General features: G+C 69.8%; 17 protein-coding genes and 2 pseudogenes. 7 read left to right on the top strand and 12 right to left on the bottom strand.

Annotation, left to right across the window (positions count from 1 at the left end; all coding sequences use genetic code 11):
• The first annotated feature begins 2 nt into the window (after nucleotides 1–2).
• Nucleotides 3–1,226 carry an aminodeoxychorismate synthase component I gene (locus QAD21_RS07050; RefSeq protein ID WP_165630313.1) on the top strand — a complete coding sequence of 408 codons (1,224 nt, stop codon included), beginning with the start codon at nucleotides 3–5 and terminating at the stop codon, nucleotides 1,224–1,226.
• Nucleotides 1,227–1,255: 29 nt separating this feature from the next.
• The gene (locus tag QAD21_RS07045) at nucleotides 1,256–2,503 is read left to right on the top strand and encodes a helix-turn-helix domain-containing protein (RefSeq protein WP_159370380.1); all 1,248 of its coding nucleotides are present in this window, start codon (nucleotides 1,256–1,258) and stop codon (nucleotides 2,501–2,503) included.
• On the opposite strand, the gene rsmI is transcribed toward QAD21_RS07045, so the two are convergent.
• On the bottom strand, nucleotides 2,427–3,371 hold the full coding sequence (gene rsmI / locus QAD21_RS07040) for a 16S rRNA (cytidine(1402)-2'-O)-methyltransferase (RefSeq protein WP_159370379.1): 945 nt from the start codon (nucleotides 3,369–3,371) through the stop codon (nucleotides 2,427–2,429). The two genes, QAD21_RS07045 and rsmI, sit on opposite strands and share 77 nt — an antisense overlap.
• A gap of 29 nt (nucleotides 3,372–3,400) precedes the next feature.
• Here rsmI and QAD21_RS07035 point away from each other — a divergent pair.
• A pseudogene (locus QAD21_RS07035) lies at nucleotides 3,401–4,929 on the top strand (phospholipid carrier-dependent glycosyltransferase).
• Nucleotides 4,930–4,953: 24 nt separating this feature from the next.
• Here QAD21_RS07035 and QAD21_RS07030 read toward each other — a convergent pair.
• Nucleotides 4,954–5,370, bottom strand: coding sequence for a DUF5313 domain-containing protein (locus QAD21_RS07030; RefSeq protein WP_280361003.1), 417 nt, complete (start codon nucleotides 5,368–5,370; stop codon nucleotides 4,954–4,956).
• Between the two features lie 64 nt (nucleotides 5,371–5,434).
• Between QAD21_RS07030 and QAD21_RS25340 the strand changes: the two are divergent.
• Nucleotides 5,435–5,617: pseudogene (locus QAD21_RS25340) on the top strand (GntR family transcriptional regulator); the annotation flags it as partial.
• Here QAD21_RS25340 and QAD21_RS25335 read toward each other — a convergent pair.
• Nucleotides 5,552–5,896, bottom strand: coding sequence for a hypothetical protein (locus tag QAD21_RS25335; protein WP_348534524.1), 345 nt, complete (start codon nucleotides 5,894–5,896; stop codon nucleotides 5,552–5,554). The pseudogene QAD21_RS25340 and the gene QAD21_RS25335 sit on opposite strands and share 66 nt — an antisense overlap.
• Here QAD21_RS25335 and QAD21_RS07020 point away from each other — a divergent pair.
• Nucleotides 5,868–6,776, top strand: coding sequence for an aminotransferase class I/II-fold pyridoxal phosphate-dependent enzyme (locus QAD21_RS07020; RefSeq protein ID WP_280361001.1), 909 nt, complete (start codon nucleotides 5,868–5,870; stop codon nucleotides 6,774–6,776). The two genes, QAD21_RS25335 and QAD21_RS07020, sit on opposite strands and share 29 nt — an antisense overlap.
• A 62-nt stretch (nucleotides 6,777–6,838) precedes the next feature.
• Here the strand turns inward: QAD21_RS07020 and QAD21_RS07015 are convergent, their stop codons facing one another.
• The 7 genes from QAD21_RS07015 to QAD21_RS06985 all read right to left on the bottom strand — a co-directional run bounded on the left by QAD21_RS07015 (nucleotide 6,839) and on the right by QAD21_RS06985 (nucleotide 14,019).
• The gene (locus QAD21_RS07015; RefSeq protein ID WP_280361000.1) at nucleotides 6,839–8,620 is read right to left on the bottom strand and encodes a BCCT family transporter; all 1,782 of its coding nucleotides are present in this window, start codon (nucleotides 8,618–8,620) and stop codon (nucleotides 6,839–6,841) included.
• Between the two features lie 31 nt (nucleotides 8,621–8,651).
• Nucleotides 8,652–9,038 carry a GntR family transcriptional regulator gene (locus QAD21_RS07010; protein ID WP_205333081.1) on the bottom strand — a complete coding sequence of 129 codons (387 nt, stop codon included), beginning with the start codon at nucleotides 9,036–9,038 and terminating at the stop codon, nucleotides 8,652–8,654.
• A gap of 13 nt (nucleotides 9,039–9,051) precedes the next feature.
• The gene (locus QAD21_RS07005) at nucleotides 9,052–10,284 is read right to left on the bottom strand and encodes an arginine deiminase (protein WP_280360997.1); all 1,233 of its coding nucleotides are present in this window, start codon (nucleotides 10,282–10,284) and stop codon (nucleotides 9,052–9,054) included.
• A 34-nt stretch (nucleotides 10,285–10,318) separates the two neighbouring features.
• On the bottom strand, nucleotides 10,319–11,548 hold the full coding sequence (locus QAD21_RS07000) for an MFS transporter (protein WP_137808878.1): 1,230 nt from the start codon (nucleotides 11,546–11,548) through the stop codon (nucleotides 10,319–10,321).
• Nucleotides 11,545–12,573, bottom strand: a complete 1,029-nt coding sequence (locus QAD21_RS06995; protein ID WP_068972382.1) for a patatin-like phospholipase family protein — start codon at nucleotides 12,571–12,573, stop codon at nucleotides 11,545–11,547. Before QAD21_RS06995 ends, QAD21_RS07000 begins: the two co-directional genes overlap by 4 nt.
• A gap of 56 nt (nucleotides 12,574–12,629) precedes the next feature.
• On the bottom strand, nucleotides 12,630–13,079 hold the full coding sequence (soxR, locus tag QAD21_RS06990) for a redox-sensitive transcriptional activator SoxR (protein WP_065630178.1): 450 nt from the start codon (nucleotides 13,077–13,079) through the stop codon (nucleotides 12,630–12,632).
• A gap of 76 nt (nucleotides 13,080–13,155) precedes the next feature.
• Nucleotides 13,156–14,019, bottom strand: coding sequence for a universal stress protein (locus QAD21_RS06985; protein WP_065630241.1), 864 nt, complete (start codon nucleotides 14,017–14,019; stop codon nucleotides 13,156–13,158).
• Between the two features lie 203 nt (nucleotides 14,020–14,222).
• Between QAD21_RS06985 and QAD21_RS06980 the strand changes: the two genes are divergently transcribed.
• A complete protein-coding gene (locus QAD21_RS06980) occupies nucleotides 14,223–14,528 on the top strand; it encodes a hypothetical protein (protein ID WP_058251465.1) in 306 nt (101 codons plus the stop codon).
• A 90-nt stretch (nucleotides 14,529–14,618) separates the two neighbouring features.
• Complete coding sequence (locus QAD21_RS06975; protein WP_280360991.1) at nucleotides 14,619–16,193, top strand: serine/threonine protein kinase; 1,575 nt, start codon at nucleotides 14,619–14,621, stop codon at nucleotides 16,191–16,193.
• 30 nt (nucleotides 16,194–16,223) lie between these two features.
• On the opposite strand, the gene QAD21_RS06970 is transcribed toward QAD21_RS06975, so the two are convergent.
• A complete protein-coding gene (locus tag QAD21_RS06970; protein WP_280360990.1) occupies nucleotides 16,224–17,036 on the bottom strand; it encodes a protein kinase in 813 nt (270 codons plus the stop codon).
• A gap of 1 nt (nucleotide 17,037) precedes the next feature.
• Complete coding sequence (locus QAD21_RS06965) at nucleotides 17,038–19,161, bottom strand: cation:proton antiporter (RefSeq protein WP_280360988.1); 2,124 nt, start codon at nucleotides 19,159–19,161, stop codon at nucleotides 17,038–17,040.
• Nucleotides 19,162–19,171: the final 10 nt, after the last annotated feature.

The raw sequence follows: 19,171 nt of genomic DNA, 5'->3' as shown, positions 1-19,171 counted from the left end.
GTATGGTCGCGTCGAACGGGGTGGGATCTGCGTTGCCCGGCCCGGTCGCGGCAGCGCCTGCGCTCGACGTGCTCCGCGCCCTGCACGCCGAGACCGCCGCCCGTCGCCTGCCGCAGCCGGCCGCGCTGATCGGTGACTGGTACGACGCCGACGCGGTCATCGCACCGTCGGTCGCACTGACGCCCGGCTGCCTCCCACCCGACGATCCCGACCGGTTCTGGTTCGGCTACCTCGGGTTCCCGGTGCGGCCGGACGAGGCGTCGTTGCCGGCGAACGTCGGCGGGCACACCGACGGCGTGCTCGTGCTCCGCGACGGCCGATGGGAGTGCGTCGGGACCGGCATCCCAGACTGGGCGATGGCGACCGTCCGTGCCGCCGGCGACCGTTCCTCGGCCCGGCCGAGCGCCACCACCCCATCGTCGGCGACGGAATGGCATGCCCCGGAGCGGGTTCCGCACCTCGCCGCCATCGAGAGGTGTCTCGACGCGATCCGGGACGGCGAGGTCTACCAGGCCTGTGTGTGCACCCGTTTCACCGGCACGCTCAGCGGCGACCCCGTCGACTTCTTCACCGAACTCGCGGGCGCCACCGCACCGGCGAAAGCCGCTTTCCTACAAGGAGACTGGGGAACAGTGGCGAGCCTGTCGCCGGAGACGTTCCTGCGCCGGACCGGCAACATCATCACGTCGTCGCCGATCAAGGGCACCCTGCCCGCACACGCCGACCCCGACGCGTTGGCAGCGTCGGCCAAGGACATCGCCGAGAACATCATGATCGTCGACCTGGTCCGCAATGATCTGGGACGGATCGCGGTGACCGGCAGCGTGCGGGTACCCGAGCTCCTGTCGGTCGTGCCCGCCCCGGGCGTCTGGCACCTCGTCTCGCGGGTGGAGGCCATCGTGGCACCGGGCACGGGCAACGACGCCGTTCTCGCGGCGACGTTCCCGCCGGCGTCGGTCACCGGCACCCCGAAGCTGCGGGCGATGGAGTTGCTCGACGACTGGGAGGCCGATGCCCGCGGCGTGTACTGCGGGGCCATCGGCATGGCCGGACCCGACCGCGCCCTCGATCTCAACGTCGCCATCCGGACCGTGGAGATCGCACCCGACGGGGCCCTCGCGCTCGGTGTCGGCGGTGGGATCACCATCGACTCCGACCCGGCTCGGGAATGGCAGGAGTGCCTCGACAAGGCCGCGAGCATCGTGGGGTCGCGCGGATCGGCATGATCGAGTGCCGCTTTGGGTACGATTCCGCCATGACTGTGCCCATCCGGTCGTCCACCGATCTCGCGGTGCTCGATCGTGATCTGCGCCGTGACCACGATGCCTTCATGTCCGGCGGCACCCCGCGTGCCGAGGTCCCGGGGGATGTCGTCGAATCATGGGGTCGTGTCCGGTCGGGTCGACACCGGTCCACCGTCGACACGCACAATCCGGGTCACATCTCTGACGACGAACTCGAGACGCGCCGGGCCACGCACCCGCTGCGGGACGCGGTGCAGCCGCTGCAGCGTCTGTTCGCCCAGTCCGCGGACGACGCGTCGATGACCCTGGGCGTGTTCGACGCGGACGGCGTGCTGCTGTGGCGGGGAGGTTCGGCGTCGGTGCTCCCGGAGGCCGATCGACTCGACCTCGTCGAGGGCAGCCGCTGGGACGAGAACTCCACCGCGACCACGGCCGTGGGCCTCGCGGTTCATCTCCAGCGCCCGACCCGGCTGTTCGGCGCCGAGCACTACTACAGTTCGCTGCACGGACTCTTCTGCACCGCGGTGCCGGTGCACGACCACCGCACCGGCGACATGATCGCCATCGCCGGCCTGGCGGGCCCGGCCATGGAGATGCAGCCGGCGGCATCGGCGTTCACCTCGGCGCTAGCCGCACTCGGCGAACACGAGATCACCCTCGCCCACCAGCGAGAGCTCGCCGAACTCCGGTTCTCCGGCCAGGCGCAGTTGGCCGGCCTGCACGGACCGGGACTGCTCATCGACGACGACGGGTGGGTGGCCGAAGGACGCGGCTGCACCCCGCCCGTGCGCGTCGCGGTGCCGACGGACGACATGCGTCAGTTCGTGCCGGGACTGGGGATCTGTGTGGTCGAACGTCTCGGCCGCGGATGGCTGGTCCGTCCGGCGGGTCCGTCCGGCCCGGTCCTGGCCGAGCTCTCCCTCGACGGTGAGCCGACGGTCACGGTGACCGGCGACGGTGAACCGTGGCGCACCGTCCTGACCCGTCGCCACGCCCAGATCCTGCTGTTGCTCGCCGACGCCGGCGAGCAGGGCCTCACCTCACAGCGCTTGAGCCAGCTGCTCTTCGGCGACGACGGCCACACGGTGAGCGTGCGCGCCGAACTGTCGCGGCTGCGCCGGGTGGTCGGCGCGCTCGTCTCGAGCCGCCCCTACCGCCTCGCGCCGCGGGTGGAGTTGCGCGTCAGCCCGGATCAACTCGACGTCTTTCGAGCACCTGCTGGTAGACGTCGCGTCGAGAGGCAGCGGAACCCTGCGTGACCGCGGCGCAGGCGTCTTTGAGGCGCATGCCGCCGGCCACGAATTCCTCGGCTCGATCGGCGAGGTCGTCGATGTCGGGTTCGGCCGCGACCGCACCCGCGATCACGACGGTGATCTCGCCGCGGACGCCCCCACTCGCCCATTCCGCGAGTTCGGCGAGTCCGCCGCGCCGGACCTCCTCGTAGGTCTTGGTCATCTCACGACACACCGCCGCGCGACGGTCCGGACCGAGGATCTCGACCGCGGCCGCCAGCGTGTCGGCGAGCCGGTGCGGTGATTCGAAGAAGACCGCGGTCCGGGGCTGAGACACCAGTTCACGCAGCCACGCGGCCCGTGCGCCGGGCTTGCGGGGAGCGAACCCCTCGAAACAGAACCGCTCGGAGGGCAAGGCCGACACCGCGAGGGCCGTCGTCACCGCCGACGGCCCGGGCAGTGCCGTGACCGGTAGTCCGGCGTCCGCGCATGCCACGACGACGCGGTATCCGGGATCGCTGACCGACGGCATCCCGGCGTCGGTGATGAGCAGTACGGTCTGCCCCTCGGCGATCGCGCTGACGAGACCCGGCGTCCGAGCGGCCTCGACCTGGTCGTAATAGCTGACCAACCGTCCGCCGATCTCGACATCGAGCGCCGCGGCCAGCGCACGGGCGCGACGGGTGTCCTCGGCGGCGACGATGTCCGCGGTCCGCAGCGCCGCACGCAGACGCGGCGAGGCGTCGTCGACCTGTCCCATCGGGGTGGCCGCCAACACCAGCCGGCCGCGCGCGTCCGACGAGTGACCGGGACCGGGATCGGCGTCCCCGGTGGCGTCACGAGACACGGTCGTATCGTCGTCGAGCTGGGGCGAGTCGGACTGGGCGGCGTTCATCGACAGCCAGCTTACGAGGGACCACTAGGATCGATCGGGTGCCACCTCGCCTGGGCCCGGACGTGCCCGCACCGCTCTTCGGTGCCCCCGACCGCGGGCGTGGACTCCTCGTCGGCGTGGTCATCGCATTGCTGGCCACCATCACCCGCTTCTGGGCCCTGACCCACCCCACCGACAAGGGCACGCCGGTCTTCGACGAGAAGCACTACGTCCCGCAGGGCTGGCAGGTGCTGACCGGCGGCAACTGGATCGAAGACAACCCCGCGTACGGCCTCGTCGTGCACCCACCGGTGGAAAGTGGATGCTGGCCGCCTCGGAAGCGGTCTTCGGTTACGGCCCGCTCGGATGGCGCGTCGCACCGGCCATCTCGGGCGTCCTCATCGTCGTGTTGATCTACTGTGCGGTTCGGCGGCTCACGCGTTCGACGCTCGTCGGAGCGATCGCGGGTGTGTTCGCGATCTGCGACGGCGTGCTGTTCGTGCAGTCCCGGATGGGCATGCTCGACATCTTCCAGACGCTGTTCATCGTGGCCGGCTTCGCCGCACTCGTCGCCGACCGCGACCAGGTCCGGGAGCGTATGGACCGCGTGTACCGCGAGGGCCGCATCGCCGACAGTCCCTTCGGGCCGCGCCTCGGCTTCCGGTGGTACCGGTTCGTCGCCGGCGTGATGCTGGGGCTCAACTGCGGCACCAAGTGGTCGGGCATCTACTACGTCATCTTCTTCACCGCACTGGCGATCGGCTTCGACGTCGCCGCCCGCCGGGCGTACCACGTGCAGCGCCCCTGGGTGGGCACCCTGGCGCGCGACGTCGTACCGAGCGGCGCGAGCCTCGCGGTGATGCCGGTCGTCATCTACTTCCTGACCTACCTGCCCTGGTTCAACAGCGAGACGGCCGTCTACCGCTATCAGGTGGGCAACACGATCGGTACCGACGGACCGTTCGCCTGGGTCCCGGGCGCCTGGCGATCGCTGTGGTACTACGAGTCGGGAATCCTCGAATTCCATTCGGGGCTGACCAATTCGGCGGGCAACCAGCATCCGTGGGAGTCCAAGCCGTGGACGTGGCCGATGAGCCTGCGCCCCATGCTCTACGCGCTCGAGAACGGTCCCGACCAGTGCGGCGCGGGCGAGTGCGTGCGCGCGCAGATGCTGATCGGGTCACCGGCTCTCTGGTGGCTGGCCTTGCCGATGCTGCTGTGGGGACTGTGGTCGTGGATCGTGCGGAGTGACTGGCGGTACGCGGCGGTCCTGGTCGGCTACCTCGCCGGGATCCTGCCGTGGTTCCTCGCCCTGGACCGGCAGATGTACTTCTTCTATGCGACCGTGCTGGCGCCGTTCCTGGTGATGGGCCTCGCGCTGTGCTGCGGCGACCTGCTGCGTTCGGCCGCGGCGACGGCCCGCGCCCGGCCCGAGCGTCGGGCCCTCGCGATCATGGTGGTGGCGATCTACGTGGGTCTGGTCGTCACCAACTTCGTGTGGTTGTGGCCGATCCTCACCGCTTCCCCGATCTCGCCCGGCCTGTGGCGGCAGCAGATCTGGCTGCCGAGCTGGGGCTGAGCAACCGTGACGCGGCCTGGTCCCCTACCGGGAGACGGACACCGGCCGGCCGTTCTCGCCGCGGTATTTCCGGTGGTACTCGGCGTACAGGTCGGCGTTCTTCACACGATCGACGGCGTTGACGAGCTCGGGGTCCAGTCCGTGCTGGACCAGTCGGTAGCGACGGTAGACCCGGTTCAGGGCGATGGAGAAGAACAGGTACGACAGCAGGATCGGCATCGTCATGGTGATGCGCACTCCCCACGGGGCGGGGACGAACAACATCGGCAGCAGGAGCAGGATGCACGGTATCGACCACCGGGCGACCATCCGCACGGACGCACCGGGACCGGCGAGGTCGTTGCGCACCCAGTCCGTCATCGACGCGGGCAGTCGCCCGCCGTACCAGTAGGCGACCTGGCGACCCCAGGCCGGACGGGCGGATTCGGGACTTCGGTTCATGGCGCACAACTCCTGATCTCGGTGCCGTGCGACCACCGTAGCATTTGTCCTAGGACAAAAGAACGTGATCTTGATCAGCAGGGAGGTCGTGGTGAGCGTCGTGATCACCGGGCAGACGGTGCAAGCCATCGTCCAGAGCGTGCGAGACGCCATCGTCTCCGGTCGTCTGCGACCGGGCGACTCATTGCCGCCGATCCGTGAACTCGCAGCCGAGTTGGGAGTCAACCGCAACACCGTGGCCGCTGCGTACCGGCAGCTCGTCTCGGTGGGCGCCGCCGACACCCGCGGCCGTGGCGGAACGGTGGTCGCCGACCGGCTCCACCCCGGCAGTGAACTCGCCGCTCCCGCGGACACCATCGACCTCGCCGATGGCAATCCCGACCCCGATCTCCTGCCCGACCTGCGCGCCGCGATCGCCGCGGCCCCCTACCGACCGACGATGTACGGAACCGCCGCGGTGGCGCCGGCACTGCGGGAGGCGGCGTCGGTGCTGTTCGGTGAGCACCCGCAACGGGGGGGAACTCATCGCGACCCACGGAGCCGTCGACGCGATGGAGCGGCTGCTGAACACCCACCTCGTCCGCGGCGACTGCGTCGCAGTGGAGAATCCGTGCTTCCTCGCCAGCGTCGGCACGATCCGCGTCAACGGGTACCGCGCGCTCCCCATGGAGCTCGACGAGCACGGCATGCGCCCCGATCATCTGGCGCGGGCGCTCGGTGCGGGCGCCCGAGCGGTCATCGTCACCTGCCGCGGTCACAACCCCGGCGGGATCGCCCTCTCCGCGGCTCGTGCCGATGAACTTCGCACGGTTCTCGAGCAATACCCGGAGGTGCTCGTCATCGAGGACGACCACTTCTCACTCCTGTCGGTTCGCGACTATCAGCGGGTGATCCCGGACAACAGCCGACACTGGGCGGTCGTCCGGTCCGTCGCGAAATTCCTGGGTCCGGATCTGCGGGTCGCGCTCGTCGATGCCGACCCGACCACGGCCGCCGCGCTCGACGCCCGGCTGCGTTCCGGCCGCCCCTGGGTCAGCCACCTGCTGCAGACCACTGCGGCGCACCTGCTCACCGATCCGGCGACGACCGCGCTCATCGCCACCGCACGCCTCGAATACGCCCGTCGCACACGACTTCTCATCGACGTGCTCGATGCCCGGGGGGTGGCGTCGACCATGGGACCGCCCGACGGGATCAACGTGTGGGTCGACCTCCCGCCCGAGGTGCCCGCGGAGCGGGTCGGCGTCGAACTGGCGCGCCTGGGGTGGGCCGTGCAACCCGGGACGGTCTTCGCCGTCGACGGGGCCGAGCAGCGAAATGGTCTGCGCGTCACCACCTCCCGGCTCGACCGGGCGACCGCGAAGACCTTCGGCACAGCGCTCGCCGGGGCGGTCGGACAGGGCTGAGGACCCACCGACCCGACGACGACTCACCCACCGGGATCGGTTGCCGACCCCGGTGGGGGTTGTCACACCGCCGGTCCGGTCAACCGGTCGGTGCCGTGAGTGCCCTTGTCCCGAGGCTCGTCGTCCGGCCCCGGGTCGACCGTCGGCTCGGCGGGCGCCGATCCGTTTGCCTGGTCGACGTAGTCGGGGTCGATCTTCTCGAGGTGTCGTATCGCGTCGGCATCGATCGCCTCGAGCTCCCCGGTCGCGATGGCGTTGGCCTGTTCCCGGACATGCTCGTCGACCTGAGCGGTCAGCACGTGGCGGGAGACGATCAGCGGATCGTGTCGGAGGTCGAGATAGAGCGACAGACACATGCCGATCATCACCACGACGAACGGCAACGCGGCGATGATCGCCATCGTCTTGATGCCGTCGAGGGCGTCGTCGCCGCTGATGGCCAGCAGGAGCGCAGCCACGACACCGGTCAGCACACCCCAGAACACGGTGAGGGGACGCGACGGGTGTTCGACGCCGCGCTGCGAGAGAGTGCCCATCACGAGGGACGCGGAGTCGGCGCCGGAGACGAAGAAGATGCCGACCAGGATCATCACCAGCGCCGAGGCCACCCCGGTCCACGGCAGGTGGGCGAGCACGTCGAACAGCGTGCTCTCACTGGCCGCGGTGGCCGGATCGAACGCCAGGGTGCCCTCGATGTCCTGATGGATCGCGGTACCGCCGAAGACGCAGAACCAGACCAGCGAGACCGTCGTCGGTACCACCATCACACCGATCACGAACTCGCGGACGGTGCGGCCGCGGCTGATCTTCGCGAGGAACAGACCCACGAACGGGGTCCAGGACACCCACCACGCCCAGTAGAAGATCGTCCAGTCCGCCAGCCACTGATGACCCTCCTCGGTCATGATCGTGGCGTCCGAGCGGGCTGCGAAGCTCGCCAGATCGGTGAAGTAGGCGCCGAGGGTCGTCGGCAGCAGGTTCAGGATGAAGATCGTCGGTCCGACGACGAACACGAACAGAGCCAGCACGATGGCGAGCACCATATTGATGTTGGACAGCCACTGGATGCCGCGCGCGATCCCCGACACGGCCGACGCGACGAACGCGGCGGTGAGTATGGCGATGATCGCGACCAGCAGCATCTTCGTCGGCTCGTTGACCCAACCGAGCGTGTCGAGTCCCGATCCGATCTGCAGCGCGCCGAGGCCGAGTGATGCCACCGTCCCGAACAGCGTCGCGAAGATCGCGAGGATGTCGATGATCTTCCCGCCCGGGCCGTTGGCCACCCGCGGTCCGAGGAGCCGGGTGAACACCGCACTCATCAACTGGGTCCGGCCCAGCCGGTACGTGCTGTAGGCCAGCGCCAGCCCGACGACCGCGTACATGGCCCACGGGTGGAAGCCCCAGTGGAACATCGTCGTCGCCATGGCCGCGCGGATGTCGTCGGAGCCGATCTCCGGTGGCGGACTGGCGAAGTGGTAGAGCGGCTCGTAGGCACCGAAGAACATGAGGCCGATGCCCATGCCGGCACTGAACATCATCGCGATCCAGCTCACGGTGCGGAACTGCGGCTTCTCCCCGGTCCGGCCGAGCGGAATCCGGCCGTACTTGGACACGGCGAGGAACACCGCGAAGATCACGAAGCCGGTGGCGGAGAGGATGAACAGCCAGCCGAGGTTCTTGGTGATCCAACCCAGCACCTCGGTGGTCGTCGTGTTGAGACTCTCCTTGTCCCCGATCCCCCAGATCACGAACGCGATGACCAGTACCGCGGTGACTGTGAAGACCACCGGGTCCAGTGTCTGCTTCGGACGCCCGGTGATCACATCCTGTTCACTTGTCATTCGTCAAGCCAATCAATCTCGGTTCAGGTATTCAAGTTCGTCCGAGCGCACGGTTGAGTATCTCAACGATCACGGGATCGTCCAGGCCCAGCTCGCGAGCGGTTTCGACGTACTGCTTGGCAGCCGCGAAACCCGCGTCGAGCGCATCGTGGCGACCCGCCTTGATGAACGAGCCCTGCCGCCCGCGGGTCTCGATGACGCCGGCCGCCTCGAGTTCCCGGTAGCTGCGCGCGACGGTGTTGGCGGCCACGCCGAGTCGCGAGGCGAGCGCCCGGACCGTCGGCAGACGTTCGCCGCTGAGCAGCTCGCCGGACTCGATGAGGTCGATGATGCCGACTCGTACTTGTTCGAAGGGCGGCCGGTCGGAGGCCGGGTCGATCTGCAGTGCGTCGAGCGCGGCCGGGGTGTCGGGGGTCACCGGATGCTCCTCCTCACCGGGGATCACGGGCCAACGGACACGACATGCACCGCGGCCCACCGCGGCCCGATCCCAGTTCCCGACCCTCGATCTCGATGACCTCGATGCCCGAGTCCCGGAGTCGCCGGTTGGTCTCGACGTTCCGGTTGTAGGACACCACCACCCCGGGCGCGAGGGCGAGGGTGTTGTTGCCGTCGTCCCACTGCTCCCGCTCGGCCGTCACCGGGTCGAGCCCGGTGTCGATGACACGCAGTTTGGTGATGCCCATCGCCTCGGCGGCGGCGTCGACGAAGGGCCGCTCCCCGGTGATCCGGACCGCGTCGGTCGCGGCGTCGTGGACGAGGGTGAACGCGGACATGGTGTCGCGGATGTTGGGATACATCACCACGGCGTCGGTGTCGACCATCGTGCAGACGGTGTCGAGGTGCATGAAGGCGCGCGACTGCTCGATCGGCACCGCCAGCACGGTGTGCGCCAGGTGGTCGTCGAACAGACTGCGCGCCAGTGCTTCCGCCCCGGCGGGCGTCGTCCGTTCGCCGACCCCGACGGCCACCACACCGGTGGCGAGCAACAGCACGTCACCGCCTTCGATGGGCGCGACCTGCGACTCGTAGGCCCGCCGCGCCCCGGTGAATCGCGGGTGGTGGGCGTAGATGAGATCGGTCAGTGACGTCTCCCGCGCGCGGGCGGGAAGCGCGAGCGAGGTGATCGCGAACCGGCCGCCGATCCAGAACGAACTGTCGCGGGTGAACAGCAGATTCGGCAGCGGTTCGATCGCGAACTCGGGTCCGTGGTGCATCCGACGCACGAGCGAGGACCGCTCGGCAGAGGGTGTGATCGGCAGCTCGTCGAACGTCATGCCGGCCGTCAGTACGTACGCGAGGTCGGTCGGCGACAACCCCCGCAGATGGGTAGCGAGATCTTCCGCGAGGTGTGTGCCCAGCCGCCGCGCGCTCACCGCCGCGGCGATGCCCTGGATGCGGGCCGCACCGCTGTGCGCGATGGTCTCGGCGAGTAGGTCACCGAGGAGATAGACGTCGGTTCCCCGCTCGCGCAGCACCTCTGCGAAGGCGTCGTGCTCCTCCTGCGCACGCCCGACCCACGGCAGCCCGTCGAACAGGAGCTGGTCGCTGTTGCGCGGGGTGAGCCGACGCAACTCGTCGCCCGGGCGGTGCAGCATGACCGCTCGCAGGGTGCCGACCTCCGAGTCGGCGCCGAGGGCGTAGTCGTAGGCGGGCGCGGTCATCGCTCAACCGTAATTCGTCGTCCGCCCGCGCACATCACTCATCGTCTGCGCGGGCCTTCGTGTCGGTCGGAGTCATCGTCGGGCCGTCGCCCACGATCACCGGCGCGGTCTCCCGCGCGAAGATCCAGAGGACCAGTGCCACCGCGGCCACCACCCCGGTCAGCACGAACGCCGGCCCGAAACCGACCCGATCGGCGACGAATCCCACGATGACCGGACCGGTGACGGCACCGAGGTCCGACGACATGCCGTAGGCGGCGAGCGCCGACCCGCCTTGCTGGCGGTTGCCGAGGACGTCGGCGAGAGCGGCTTGATGGGTGGGTGCGAACAGTCCCGAGCCCACCCCGGCGACCACCGACAACGCCAGTACGACGCCCACATTCGGCGAGAACCCGAGCGCGATGGTGGCGACGACGGTGATGACGAGTCCGGGCAGCATGATGGGCCGCCGTCCGAACCGGTCCGACAGCCGGCCCGCGATCAGGATCGCCAGCACGTTGCCCGCGGCGTAGATCGCCAGCACGATTCCCGCCATTCCCGCTCCGGCACCGAGACTCTCGGTGATGAACAGCGGCACCACCGCGACCCGGACCCCCATCGACGCCCAGCCCTGGGTGAAGTTGGACGCGAGGATCGCCCGGTAGGCGCTGTCGCGCAGGGCGGTCCGGAAACCGATCAGCCCGCCCGTCGGGCCGTCGACCTGATCCGGTGCGATCACCTCCCGCAACTGGGTCGCCACCACTGTCGATGCGACGAGCAGCGCGACCGCGTACACCACGAACGGGACCCGGAGTCCGAAGCCGACCAGCGCCGCCCCGATGAGCGGACCGGTGATGCTGCCGATGAGGAACCCCGCCGAGAAGAAGCCCGACACGCGACCGCGAATGTCGCTCGGCGCCATACGGATCAGCAAGGCCATCGCCGAGATGCTGAACATCGTCGACCCGATGCCGCCGAGGCCGCGGAAGATCAGCAGCTGCCAGTAGGACTGGGCGAACGCGCACGCCAGAGTGCTGGCCGCGACAATCAGCAGACCGGTCAGGTAGATGCGCCGCTCGCCGAAGACGGTGACCAACCGTCCCGTCGCCGGTGCGAACGCCAGGCGCATCACCGCGAACGCCGAGATGACCGCGGTCGCGGCGGTGAACGAGACGTTGAAGGTGCGGGCGAAGGTGGGCAGCGCGGGCGCGATGAACCCGTATCCGAGTGCGATGACGACGTTCGCCGACAGCAGCACCCAGATGCCGCGGGGGATCTGCCTCATGGCAGCTCGGGGAGGTCGTCGAGGGCCCGCGCGGTGAGAGTCCGGCCGAGCTCGATCATCTCCGAGGCCTTGTGGAAGTCGAGCGTGCGGACCGTCCGGCGGGGTACCCGGATCAGCACGTCGGGCGGATAGCCGGCGACCTGGTAGCGGGTCAGGGCCTCCTGCATGATGTCGAGCGACCGGCTCAGCACCTCCACGCGTCCCATCCGGGCCGGTTCGTCGACGCCGAACGCGGGCGCCACCCGTTCGGCGGACGGGACGGAGCCGGACTCGGCCGCGGCATCGACCGCGACGGCGCCGCCACCGGTGGCGGCCACCGCCGCATCGGACGCCTCGGCCTCCCCCGAGGGCATCTCGTGGCCGAGCCGGTCACGGACCGCGCGGATGAACTCGTTGTCGAGGATCGGCGCCACGTTGCGCCGCAGCAGTCCCCTGGCCTTCTGTTCGCGCGTGGCGCCCGCTTCCGGGCCACCGTCGGAACCGATGATGACGCCGATGGTCACATCGCTGGGCACCGTCGAGGTGGGCGCCACCGGCAGCGGGTCGAGAATCCCGCCGTCGGCCAGCAGCCGCCCACCGTGCTCGTGCGGGCTGATGACGCCCGGGATCGCGATCGACGCACGCAGGGCGTCGGCGAGGACACCGCGCTGGAACCAGACCGCGCGGCCGGCGTTCAGATCGGTGGCGACCGCGGTGAACGGGACGGGCAGGTCCTCGATCGCGGTGTCTCCGAGGATCTCCCGCACCCGCAGCAGGATCCGCTCGGCCCCGATGACGCCCGGCTTGGTCAGCGAGACGTCGAGCAACCGGACGACGTCGAGCTGGGACAGACCCGAGATCCAGTCCACGTAGTCGTCGAGTTTCCCCGCGCAATACAACCCGCCGACGAGAGCACCCATCGACGAGCCGGCGACGGTGACGATCTCGAACCCCCGCGCCTCGAGTTCGGCGATCACCCCGATGTGCGCGTAACCGCGGGCGCCGCCACTTCCCAGAGCCAGCGCCACGCGCGACGGTCGAGCCATGGGCCAACAGTACCGCCGCCTGTTCTGCTCCCCGACATCGCAACTGGCGGAGACGGCTACTGCTCGGTGAGGAGTCGCCGCGGCCCCGGGCCGAGTTTGTTCAGTTCGTCGCCGGGGTTGAGGAGATGGCACTCCCCCAGCGACAGGCAACCGCAACCCACGCAGGACCCGATCATGTCCCGCATGTTCTCGAGCAGTGCGATGCGCTGGTTGATGTCGTCCATCCAGCGTTTCGACGCCGCTTCCCACATCGATTTCGGGGGCGACTCGTGGTCGCCCAGTTCGGCGAGCACCTCGCCGATGACCGACAGCGGAATCCCGGCGACCTGCGACGCGCGGATGAATGCGACGCGCCGCAGCATCGCCCGGTGGTAGCGGCGCTGGTTCCCGGAGGTGCGCCGGCTGAAGATCAGGCCCTGGTCCTCGTAGAAGCGGACCGCCGACGGGGCGATCCCGGCTCGCTGGGCCAGCTCGCCGACCGAGAGCTCCAGCTTCTTCAGCGTCATGGGTCGATGGTAAGCGCCACCGACGGCGTCGTCCCCGGTGCGCGACCGGGGACGACGGGCAGCGCTCACCGTGGGGTCAGGTGCGGACGACCATCACCGGGCAGTCGGCGTGGTGCATCACCTTCTGGCTGGTCGAGCCCAGCAGGAGTCCGCGGAAGCCACCCCGGCCGCGACTGCCGACCACGAGCAGCGATGCGTCCGCGCCCGCCTCGTCGAGCAGCGCCTTCGCCGGCTCCTCGGGCAGGACGGACCGTTCGATCGTCACGTCCGGGTAGTCCTGGGCGTATCCGGCGAGGCGCTCGGCGAGCACCTCGACCGCGTCCTGGGTCATCCGCGCCACCTCGTCGGCGCCGATGCCGTACCCGTGGAGCGCGTCCGCGTCGAGCGGGGTCCAGGTGTGTACCGCGCGGAGCGGCACGTTGCGCAGCGAGGCCTGCCGGAACGCCTCGGCGACCGCGGCATCGCTGACAGGTGAACCGTCGACCCCCACGACCACCGGTCCGTCGGGGTTGCCCCCGGCGGCGACGACCGTGACCCGGCCGTGTGCGTGAGCGGCGACACTGGTGCTCACCGAACCCAGGAACAGGCCCTTGACGCTGCCGAGACGGCGCGTGCCGACGACGATCATCGCGGCGTCCTTGCCCAGCTCGAGCAGCACGCGCGCGGCGTCGCCGTCGACGATCGAGGTGGCGACCGTCACGCCGGGTGCCGCTTCTTTCGCGGCGTCGGCGGCCGCATGGACCGCGTCGGAGGCGTCCTGGCGGATGGCGTCGACGACATCCTGCGGGATGATCAGGCCGGGGGCGTAGTCACTCGTGCTGGCGTCGTACGCACCGACGACCTTGAGGTCGAGACCTTCGGCAGCGGCCGCCCGCGCCGCCCAGCGCACCGCGCCCGTGGCCGCGTCCGACCCGTCCACGCCGACGAGTATCGCATTCATGTTGTGGCTCATCTCCTCTGATCGCGACGGCCCCTGGCGGGGTCTTCGGTTCGGCCGCGGGTCGGCCCGGGCTCGCCCCGGGCGGCCCGGTATCGGCCCCGGCCCCCATCCTGCCCCGGCGCCGTTGCCGCGGCAATGAGTACGAGGTCCCGACCACCGTCGCTTTCTCCACGATTCGGGCGCCGTGTAACCTGGCGGACACCATGACGTCACCCCTTCCGCAGAACGGCACCAACGACTTTCGCGCAATCATGATCCACATCGGGATCACCGTCGCACTCGGACTCGGCCTGCTGTTCTTCGCGCATGCGTCGTCGGATCCCCTGCAGACCGTGTTGGTCGTCGCCTCTCCCGTCGTGGTTCTCCTGGGCGCGAGCACCATGCTGTACCGCACGTACCGGGTCTGGAAACGCAACGGTCGCTGGCAGGTGTGGCAGGGGGCGGCGTGGTTCCTGTTGTTCTTCTTCATCGTCATGCTGTTCAACTCCGCGCCGGTCCTCTTCGAATGACCCGGGCGGGGTCGCCCGGCGCCTGTTCGCCCCGGTGGACGCCCCCTGACCGGTAGAGTCGGGTCTTCCACGTGAGGTGAGGGAGGCGCCGTGTCCGTCGGTCCGACCCACGACGAACCACTTCCTCCGGGCGCTCTCGTCGGGCGTCACCGCATCGAGCGCCTCCTGCGCAGACGCGTCGCCGGCGCCGACTACCTGGCGACGGCCCCATATCCGGGGGCGCCCGCCGAGCGCGTGCTGCTCACCGTCGTGGACCGGGCCGCCTCGATCACCCCCGCGTTCGGCAATTGGTTCCGGGATGCGATCGAAAAGGCCTCCGCGATGGCGCATCCCGGGATCGCGCGCATCACCGGACACGGCATCGTCGACGGCCGCGTCTGGGTGGCGGTGGCCCCCGTGCCCACCTCCGACGCCGCCCTGCTGATCCGGCGCCACCCCGACGGCATCGACATCGATCTGGCGGTGCGCATCGTCACCGTCGTCGGCGAGGCGCTCGACGCGGCCCATCGCCGGCGCCTGGTCCACGGCAACGTCTCCCCCGCCGACATCCTGCTCACCGGCTCCGCAGACCCGACCGTCGCCGGGGCGTCGGTGCCCGGCGCCGTCACGCTCACCGGTTTCGGCCTGACCGCGCCGACGGCGGGCGACGAGATGCCGCACCCGGCAGCCGATGTCGCCTCGTTGGGACGTACCCTCGTCGAAATGCTCACCGGCGCCGGGAGCGAAGCGAGCGGGCCGAATGTGACCGGCACAAGCTCGGTCGCTCGGCACCGGGTGTCGGGTGCAATGTCGCCGGCGTTCTACGCCGTGCTGGCACGGGCGCTCGACGCCGATTCAGAACACCGATACCGCACCTGCGCGGAATTCGTCCGAGCGGCCGAGCTCGCCCTGCACCTCACCCACTCCGACGGCGAACCGCCGACCGAGGTCATCCCCGCCAGCCACCCTGAATCCGAGTATGAGTTCGCCGCAACCGATTCCGACACGACGGAGGTCGTGGACGCGGGGCCGGCCGCCGGCGTCCCGCGCGTGTTCCAGCCCGCCGGTCACCCGGATCGGCCGACCGAGGTCGTCACCGACCGGCCGCGGGGGGCCGGGCCGGTGAACCGGCCGTCGACACCGCCACCGTTGGCGCCCCCGCCGACGGCCTCCCCGTCGATGCGTCGACGACGGCTGATCGCGCCGTTCTTCGTCGCCACGGCGATCGTCGCGGTCGTCGTCGGAACGGTGATGCTGCTCGGCGCCCGCACCACACCGCCGCCGTGGCCGGCGGGCGTCGCTCCTATCGCTGCCGCCTTCCCGCAACTCCTGCCGGAGACGCCCGAGGCGTCGGGATGGGGAGATGCCGACTGTGAGCCCGTCGTCGGAGACGGCATCGACGGGATCTCGTGCACCGACGCCGCGAACGTCGGATTCGTGGTGTGGCACACGCCGACGTCACCATCACGCGCTGCCGTCACCACCCGCCTCAAGGGCTACCCCGGGGATGAGATCAGCTGGCGCGACGGTCCGGCGTCGGCGAGCCGGGACAGCGTCGTCGACGGTTGGGTCGTCACCAATTTCAGCGGGCCACCGCATGCGCAGTACACCCTGGTGACGACGTGGCCCGGACACACCGGCCGCGAGATCCTCGACGACTGGTGGCGCACGGCGCCGCTCGGCTGACCCCGATGAGGCGGCCCGTGCCGCCTGTCGTCAGCGTCCGCGCAGCCCGTCGATCCGGCCGGCGACCTCCATCGCGGTCGACGGACGGGAGCCGGCGAGGGCGAGACAGTTGGCGATGAGGGTGCGCTCGTCGCGGTCCAGGTTCTCCGAGAGCGCCGGCGGCGTCGACAGCGCCGCCCGGATCGCCAGCAGCGGCTGGGTGTCCGGCACCTCCCCGTACACCCCGTCGCCGGTGAGGGCACGGTGCAGACACGCCCCGAGCGACCAGATGTCGGTCGCCCGCGACGGCACATCGCCGGCCAGCAGCGCGGGGTCCATGTACTGCACCGCCCCGGGCTGGGCGAAGCTCGTGATGGGCTCGTCGGCCGCCAGCACCCGGGCCAGACCGAGATCGGAGATCTTGCCGCCGGTCTCGGTGACCATGATGCTCGACGGCGTGATGTTGGCGTGCGCGATACCGGCCTCGTGCAAGGCGTCCACGCCGCGCGCCGCGTCGGCGATCGCCGCCAGCTTCTCGTCTCGACTGAGCTCGCGCGCCGGACTACCCAGCGAGCCGAGCGGGAAATACTCCATCGCATACATGAACTGGCCCTGCAGCACGGCGTCGTAGAGCCCGGCGAGGTAGGGCGACACGACCGCGGCGAACGCCCGCAATTCGCGTACCCCGCGGCGGTAGGCGTCGTCGCTGCAGACGCCGCCGAAGACCTTCACCACGACGCGGTCGGTGGCCAGGCCCAGTCGCGCGGGGGGTACGGCGAGATAGAACGTGCCGTTGCCCCCCATGCCGAGCTTCTCGAGCACCGTGAAATCCGCCAGCTGCTGCGGGATCTCGACTTCTGGCATGTCAGTGCCTCTCCGATGATGAGCCGATGTTCGGACCGGACGGATCGTCGGCCGCCCTCGTGGGTGCGGATGGTGCGGCCGGAGACGGGTAGAGCATCGCGACGCGGTCGCCCAGCGATTCCTCGCTCGTCTCGGTGTTGTCGACGACGGTGACCGGAACGGGTACGGCCGAATCGCCTTCGTCCGATCCGGCGACGGTGAACGACACGGCGTTGTCGCGGTGTCGGCGGGGATCCTGCACCGACACCGAAACCCCCTGTTCGGCAACAGCGTTGAGGTCGGCCAGCCACCGACGCCGAGAGCCGGATGCGACGACGGTCAGCGACCGCGACCCGAAGAGCGCCAGACCCGCGGCCATCAACGCAGCGGTCCGCCCGCTGCGATCGTCCGCGGCGATACAGGTGATGGTGCTACGACTCGGTGCCACAGTGTCATCGGCGGTCTCGTCGACGACGGCCACCGGAGCCGATCGCAGCGACTCCCCCAGAAGCCGGTCGCCACTGTCCACGAGGACGAGGTCGGCATTGGCGTTCTCCGACATGGCCTCGAGGTCGGCTGCGGGATCGGCGCTGAACCGGCACAGCACCGACACGGCACCCGCGCCGGTCAGCGACGAGCCCAGCTCGTTGAGGCGCTCGACGGCCGATGCGATCGCCGCGAAGTCCGGTACGACCGGAATCCCGACCTCGAGCGGACGCACGGACCGGTCCGGGGCGGTGAGCAACCCGGCCAGGACGACGTCGAATCCCGTGGTGCAGTCCAGCATTCGCCGATGCCGCGCCCGCAGGTCGGCGGTCGTGCCGACGGGATCACGCATCAGCACCAGAACCCGCGGGGCAGTGGCGGTGGCCAGGGCGCGACGTTCGGCGGCGGCGATGTCATTGGCCACCACCTTGTCCGGATACACCACGCGCAGCAGGGGTTCGGTCAGGATCGTGGTCACGAGCGCCATCACCACGAGCATCGCGAACAGTTCGTCACTCAGCACACCGAGTTCGCGCCCCGCGGCCAGGATCACCAGCTCGGTGAGTCCCCGCGTGTTCATGAGCACCGCGATGGCCGCGCTCTGTCTGGTGGGGATGGCGCTCGCCCGCGCGCCCGCATAAGCGCCGAGGAACTTGCCCGCGATCGCGACGAGCAGGACCAGCAGCAGCTGCCCCATGCCCGCGACGCCGATCTGGGTGAGGTCGACGTTGAGGCCGGTGACGACGAAGAACATCGGCAGCAGGAGCAGCACGCTCGCCTGCTCGAGCCGTTCGAGGATCTCCCGGTGCAGCTTTTCGGCTCCCACCTTCGGCATCACCGCGCCGAACACGAAGGCGCCGAAGATCTGATGGATGCCGATGACGTCGGTGGCCGTCGCCGAGAGGAAGAGTCCGATCAGGATGACCGCCAGGATGTCCGGCGTGAGCCGGCCGGCGCTGTCGCGCCAAGCGATCAGCTTCGCCAGCAGCGGACGGACGACACCGAACATCACCGCGGCGTAGACGAGCGTGAGTCCGACGATCTTGGCGACCTCGAGGGGACTGCCGCCCTGGATGATGGCAATGATGAACGCCAGCAGTGTCCACGCGAGGATGTCGTCGATGGCGGCGGCGGCCAGGCTGAACACCCCGGGAATCGTTCTCATCATCCCGCGGTCGGTGAGGATCCGCGCCAGCACCGGGAAGGCGGTGATGGACATCGCGACACCCATGAACAGCACCATCCCCAGCCGCTCGATCTCCATTCCACCGACCATGTTGTGCGAGGGATAGAGCAGCAGGCCGAGGGCTGCGCCGAGGGCGAACGGCAGCGCGATCGAGAATGCCGAGATGCTGGCCGCCGCGCGTTCACGCCCTTTGGTCAGCCGCATGTCCAGTTCGAGGCCGACGATGAACATGAACAGCACGAGGCCGATCTGGGCCAGTGCTCCCAGCAGCGGCCGGACGTCGTCCGGGAAGAGCCACTGGTCGGGATTGCCGGGCAGGAGCCCGAGCAGGCTGGGACCCAACGCGATCCCGGCGGCGATCTCGCCCACCACGGCCGGCTGACGGCAGGCACGCGCGATCATCCCACCCACCCGGGCGGCGGCGATGACGATCGCGACGTCGAGCAGCAGGAAGGCGACCGTGTGTTTGTCCATGACCTCGGGT

This window comes from Gordonia sp. SMJS1, from assembly GCF_029866425.1.
Classification (GTDB): Bacteria; Actinomycetota; Actinomycetes; order Mycobacteriales; family Mycobacteriaceae; genus Gordonia; species Gordonia hongkongensis.
The sequence above is the reverse complement of the archived record's forward strand: the minus strand, read 5'-3'. Positions and strand labels throughout refer to the sequence as shown.

What these genes read in the sequence shown, in the direction of transcription:
- QAD21_RS07050 (WP_165630313.1), top strand. Translation starts at nt 3, where the DNA reads ATGGTCGCGTCGAACGGGGTGGGATCTGCGTTGCCCGGCCCGGTCGCG.
- QAD21_RS07045 (WP_159370380.1), top strand. Translation starts at nt 1,256, where the DNA reads ATGACTGTGCCCATCCGGTCGTCCACCGATCTCGCGGTGCTCGATCGT.
- rsmI (WP_159370379.1), bottom strand. Translation starts at nt 3,371, where the DNA reads ATGAACGCCGCCCAGTCCGACTCGCCCCAGCTCGACGACGATACGACC.
- QAD21_RS07030 (WP_280361003.1), bottom strand. Translation starts at nt 5,370, where the DNA reads ATGAACCGAAGTCCCGAATCCGCCCGTCCGGCCTGGGGTCGCCAGGTC.
- QAD21_RS25335 (WP_348534524.1), bottom strand. Translation starts at nt 5,896, where the DNA reads ATGAGTTCCCCCCCGTTGCGGGTGCTCACCGAACAGCACCGACGCCGC.
- QAD21_RS07015 (WP_280361000.1), bottom strand. Translation starts at nt 8,620, where the DNA reads ATGACAAGTGAACAGGATGTGATCACCGGGCGTCCGAAGCAGACACTG.
- QAD21_RS07005 (WP_280360997.1), bottom strand. Translation starts at nt 10,284, where the DNA reads ATGACCGCGCCCGCCTACGACTACGCCCTCGGCGCCGACTCGGAGGTC.
- QAD21_RS07000 (WP_137808878.1), bottom strand. Translation starts at nt 11,548, where the DNA reads ATGAGGCAGATCCCCCGCGGCATCTGGGTGCTGCTGTCGGCGAACGTC.
- QAD21_RS06995 (WP_068972382.1), bottom strand. Translation starts at nt 12,573, where the DNA reads ATGGCTCGACCGTCGCGCGTGGCGCTGGCTCTGGGAAGTGGCGGCGCC.
- soxR (WP_065630178.1), bottom strand. Translation starts at nt 13,079, where the DNA reads ATGACGCTGAAGAAGCTGGAGCTCTCGGTCGGCGAGCTGGCCCAGCGA.
- QAD21_RS06985 (WP_065630241.1), bottom strand. Translation starts at nt 14,019, where the DNA reads ATGAATGCGATACTCGTCGGCGTGGACGGGTCGGACGCGGCCACGGGC.
- QAD21_RS06980 (WP_058251465.1), top strand. Translation starts at nt 14,223, where the DNA reads ATGACGTCACCCCTTCCGCAGAACGGCACCAACGACTTTCGCGCAATC.
- QAD21_RS06970 (WP_280360990.1), bottom strand. Translation starts at nt 17,036, where the DNA reads ATGCCAGAAGTCGAGATCCCGCAGCAGCTGGCGGATTTCACGGTGCTC.
- QAD21_RS06965 (WP_280360988.1), bottom strand. Translation starts at nt 19,161, where the DNA reads ATGGACAAACACACGGTCGCCTTCCTGCTGCTCGACGTCGCGATCGTC.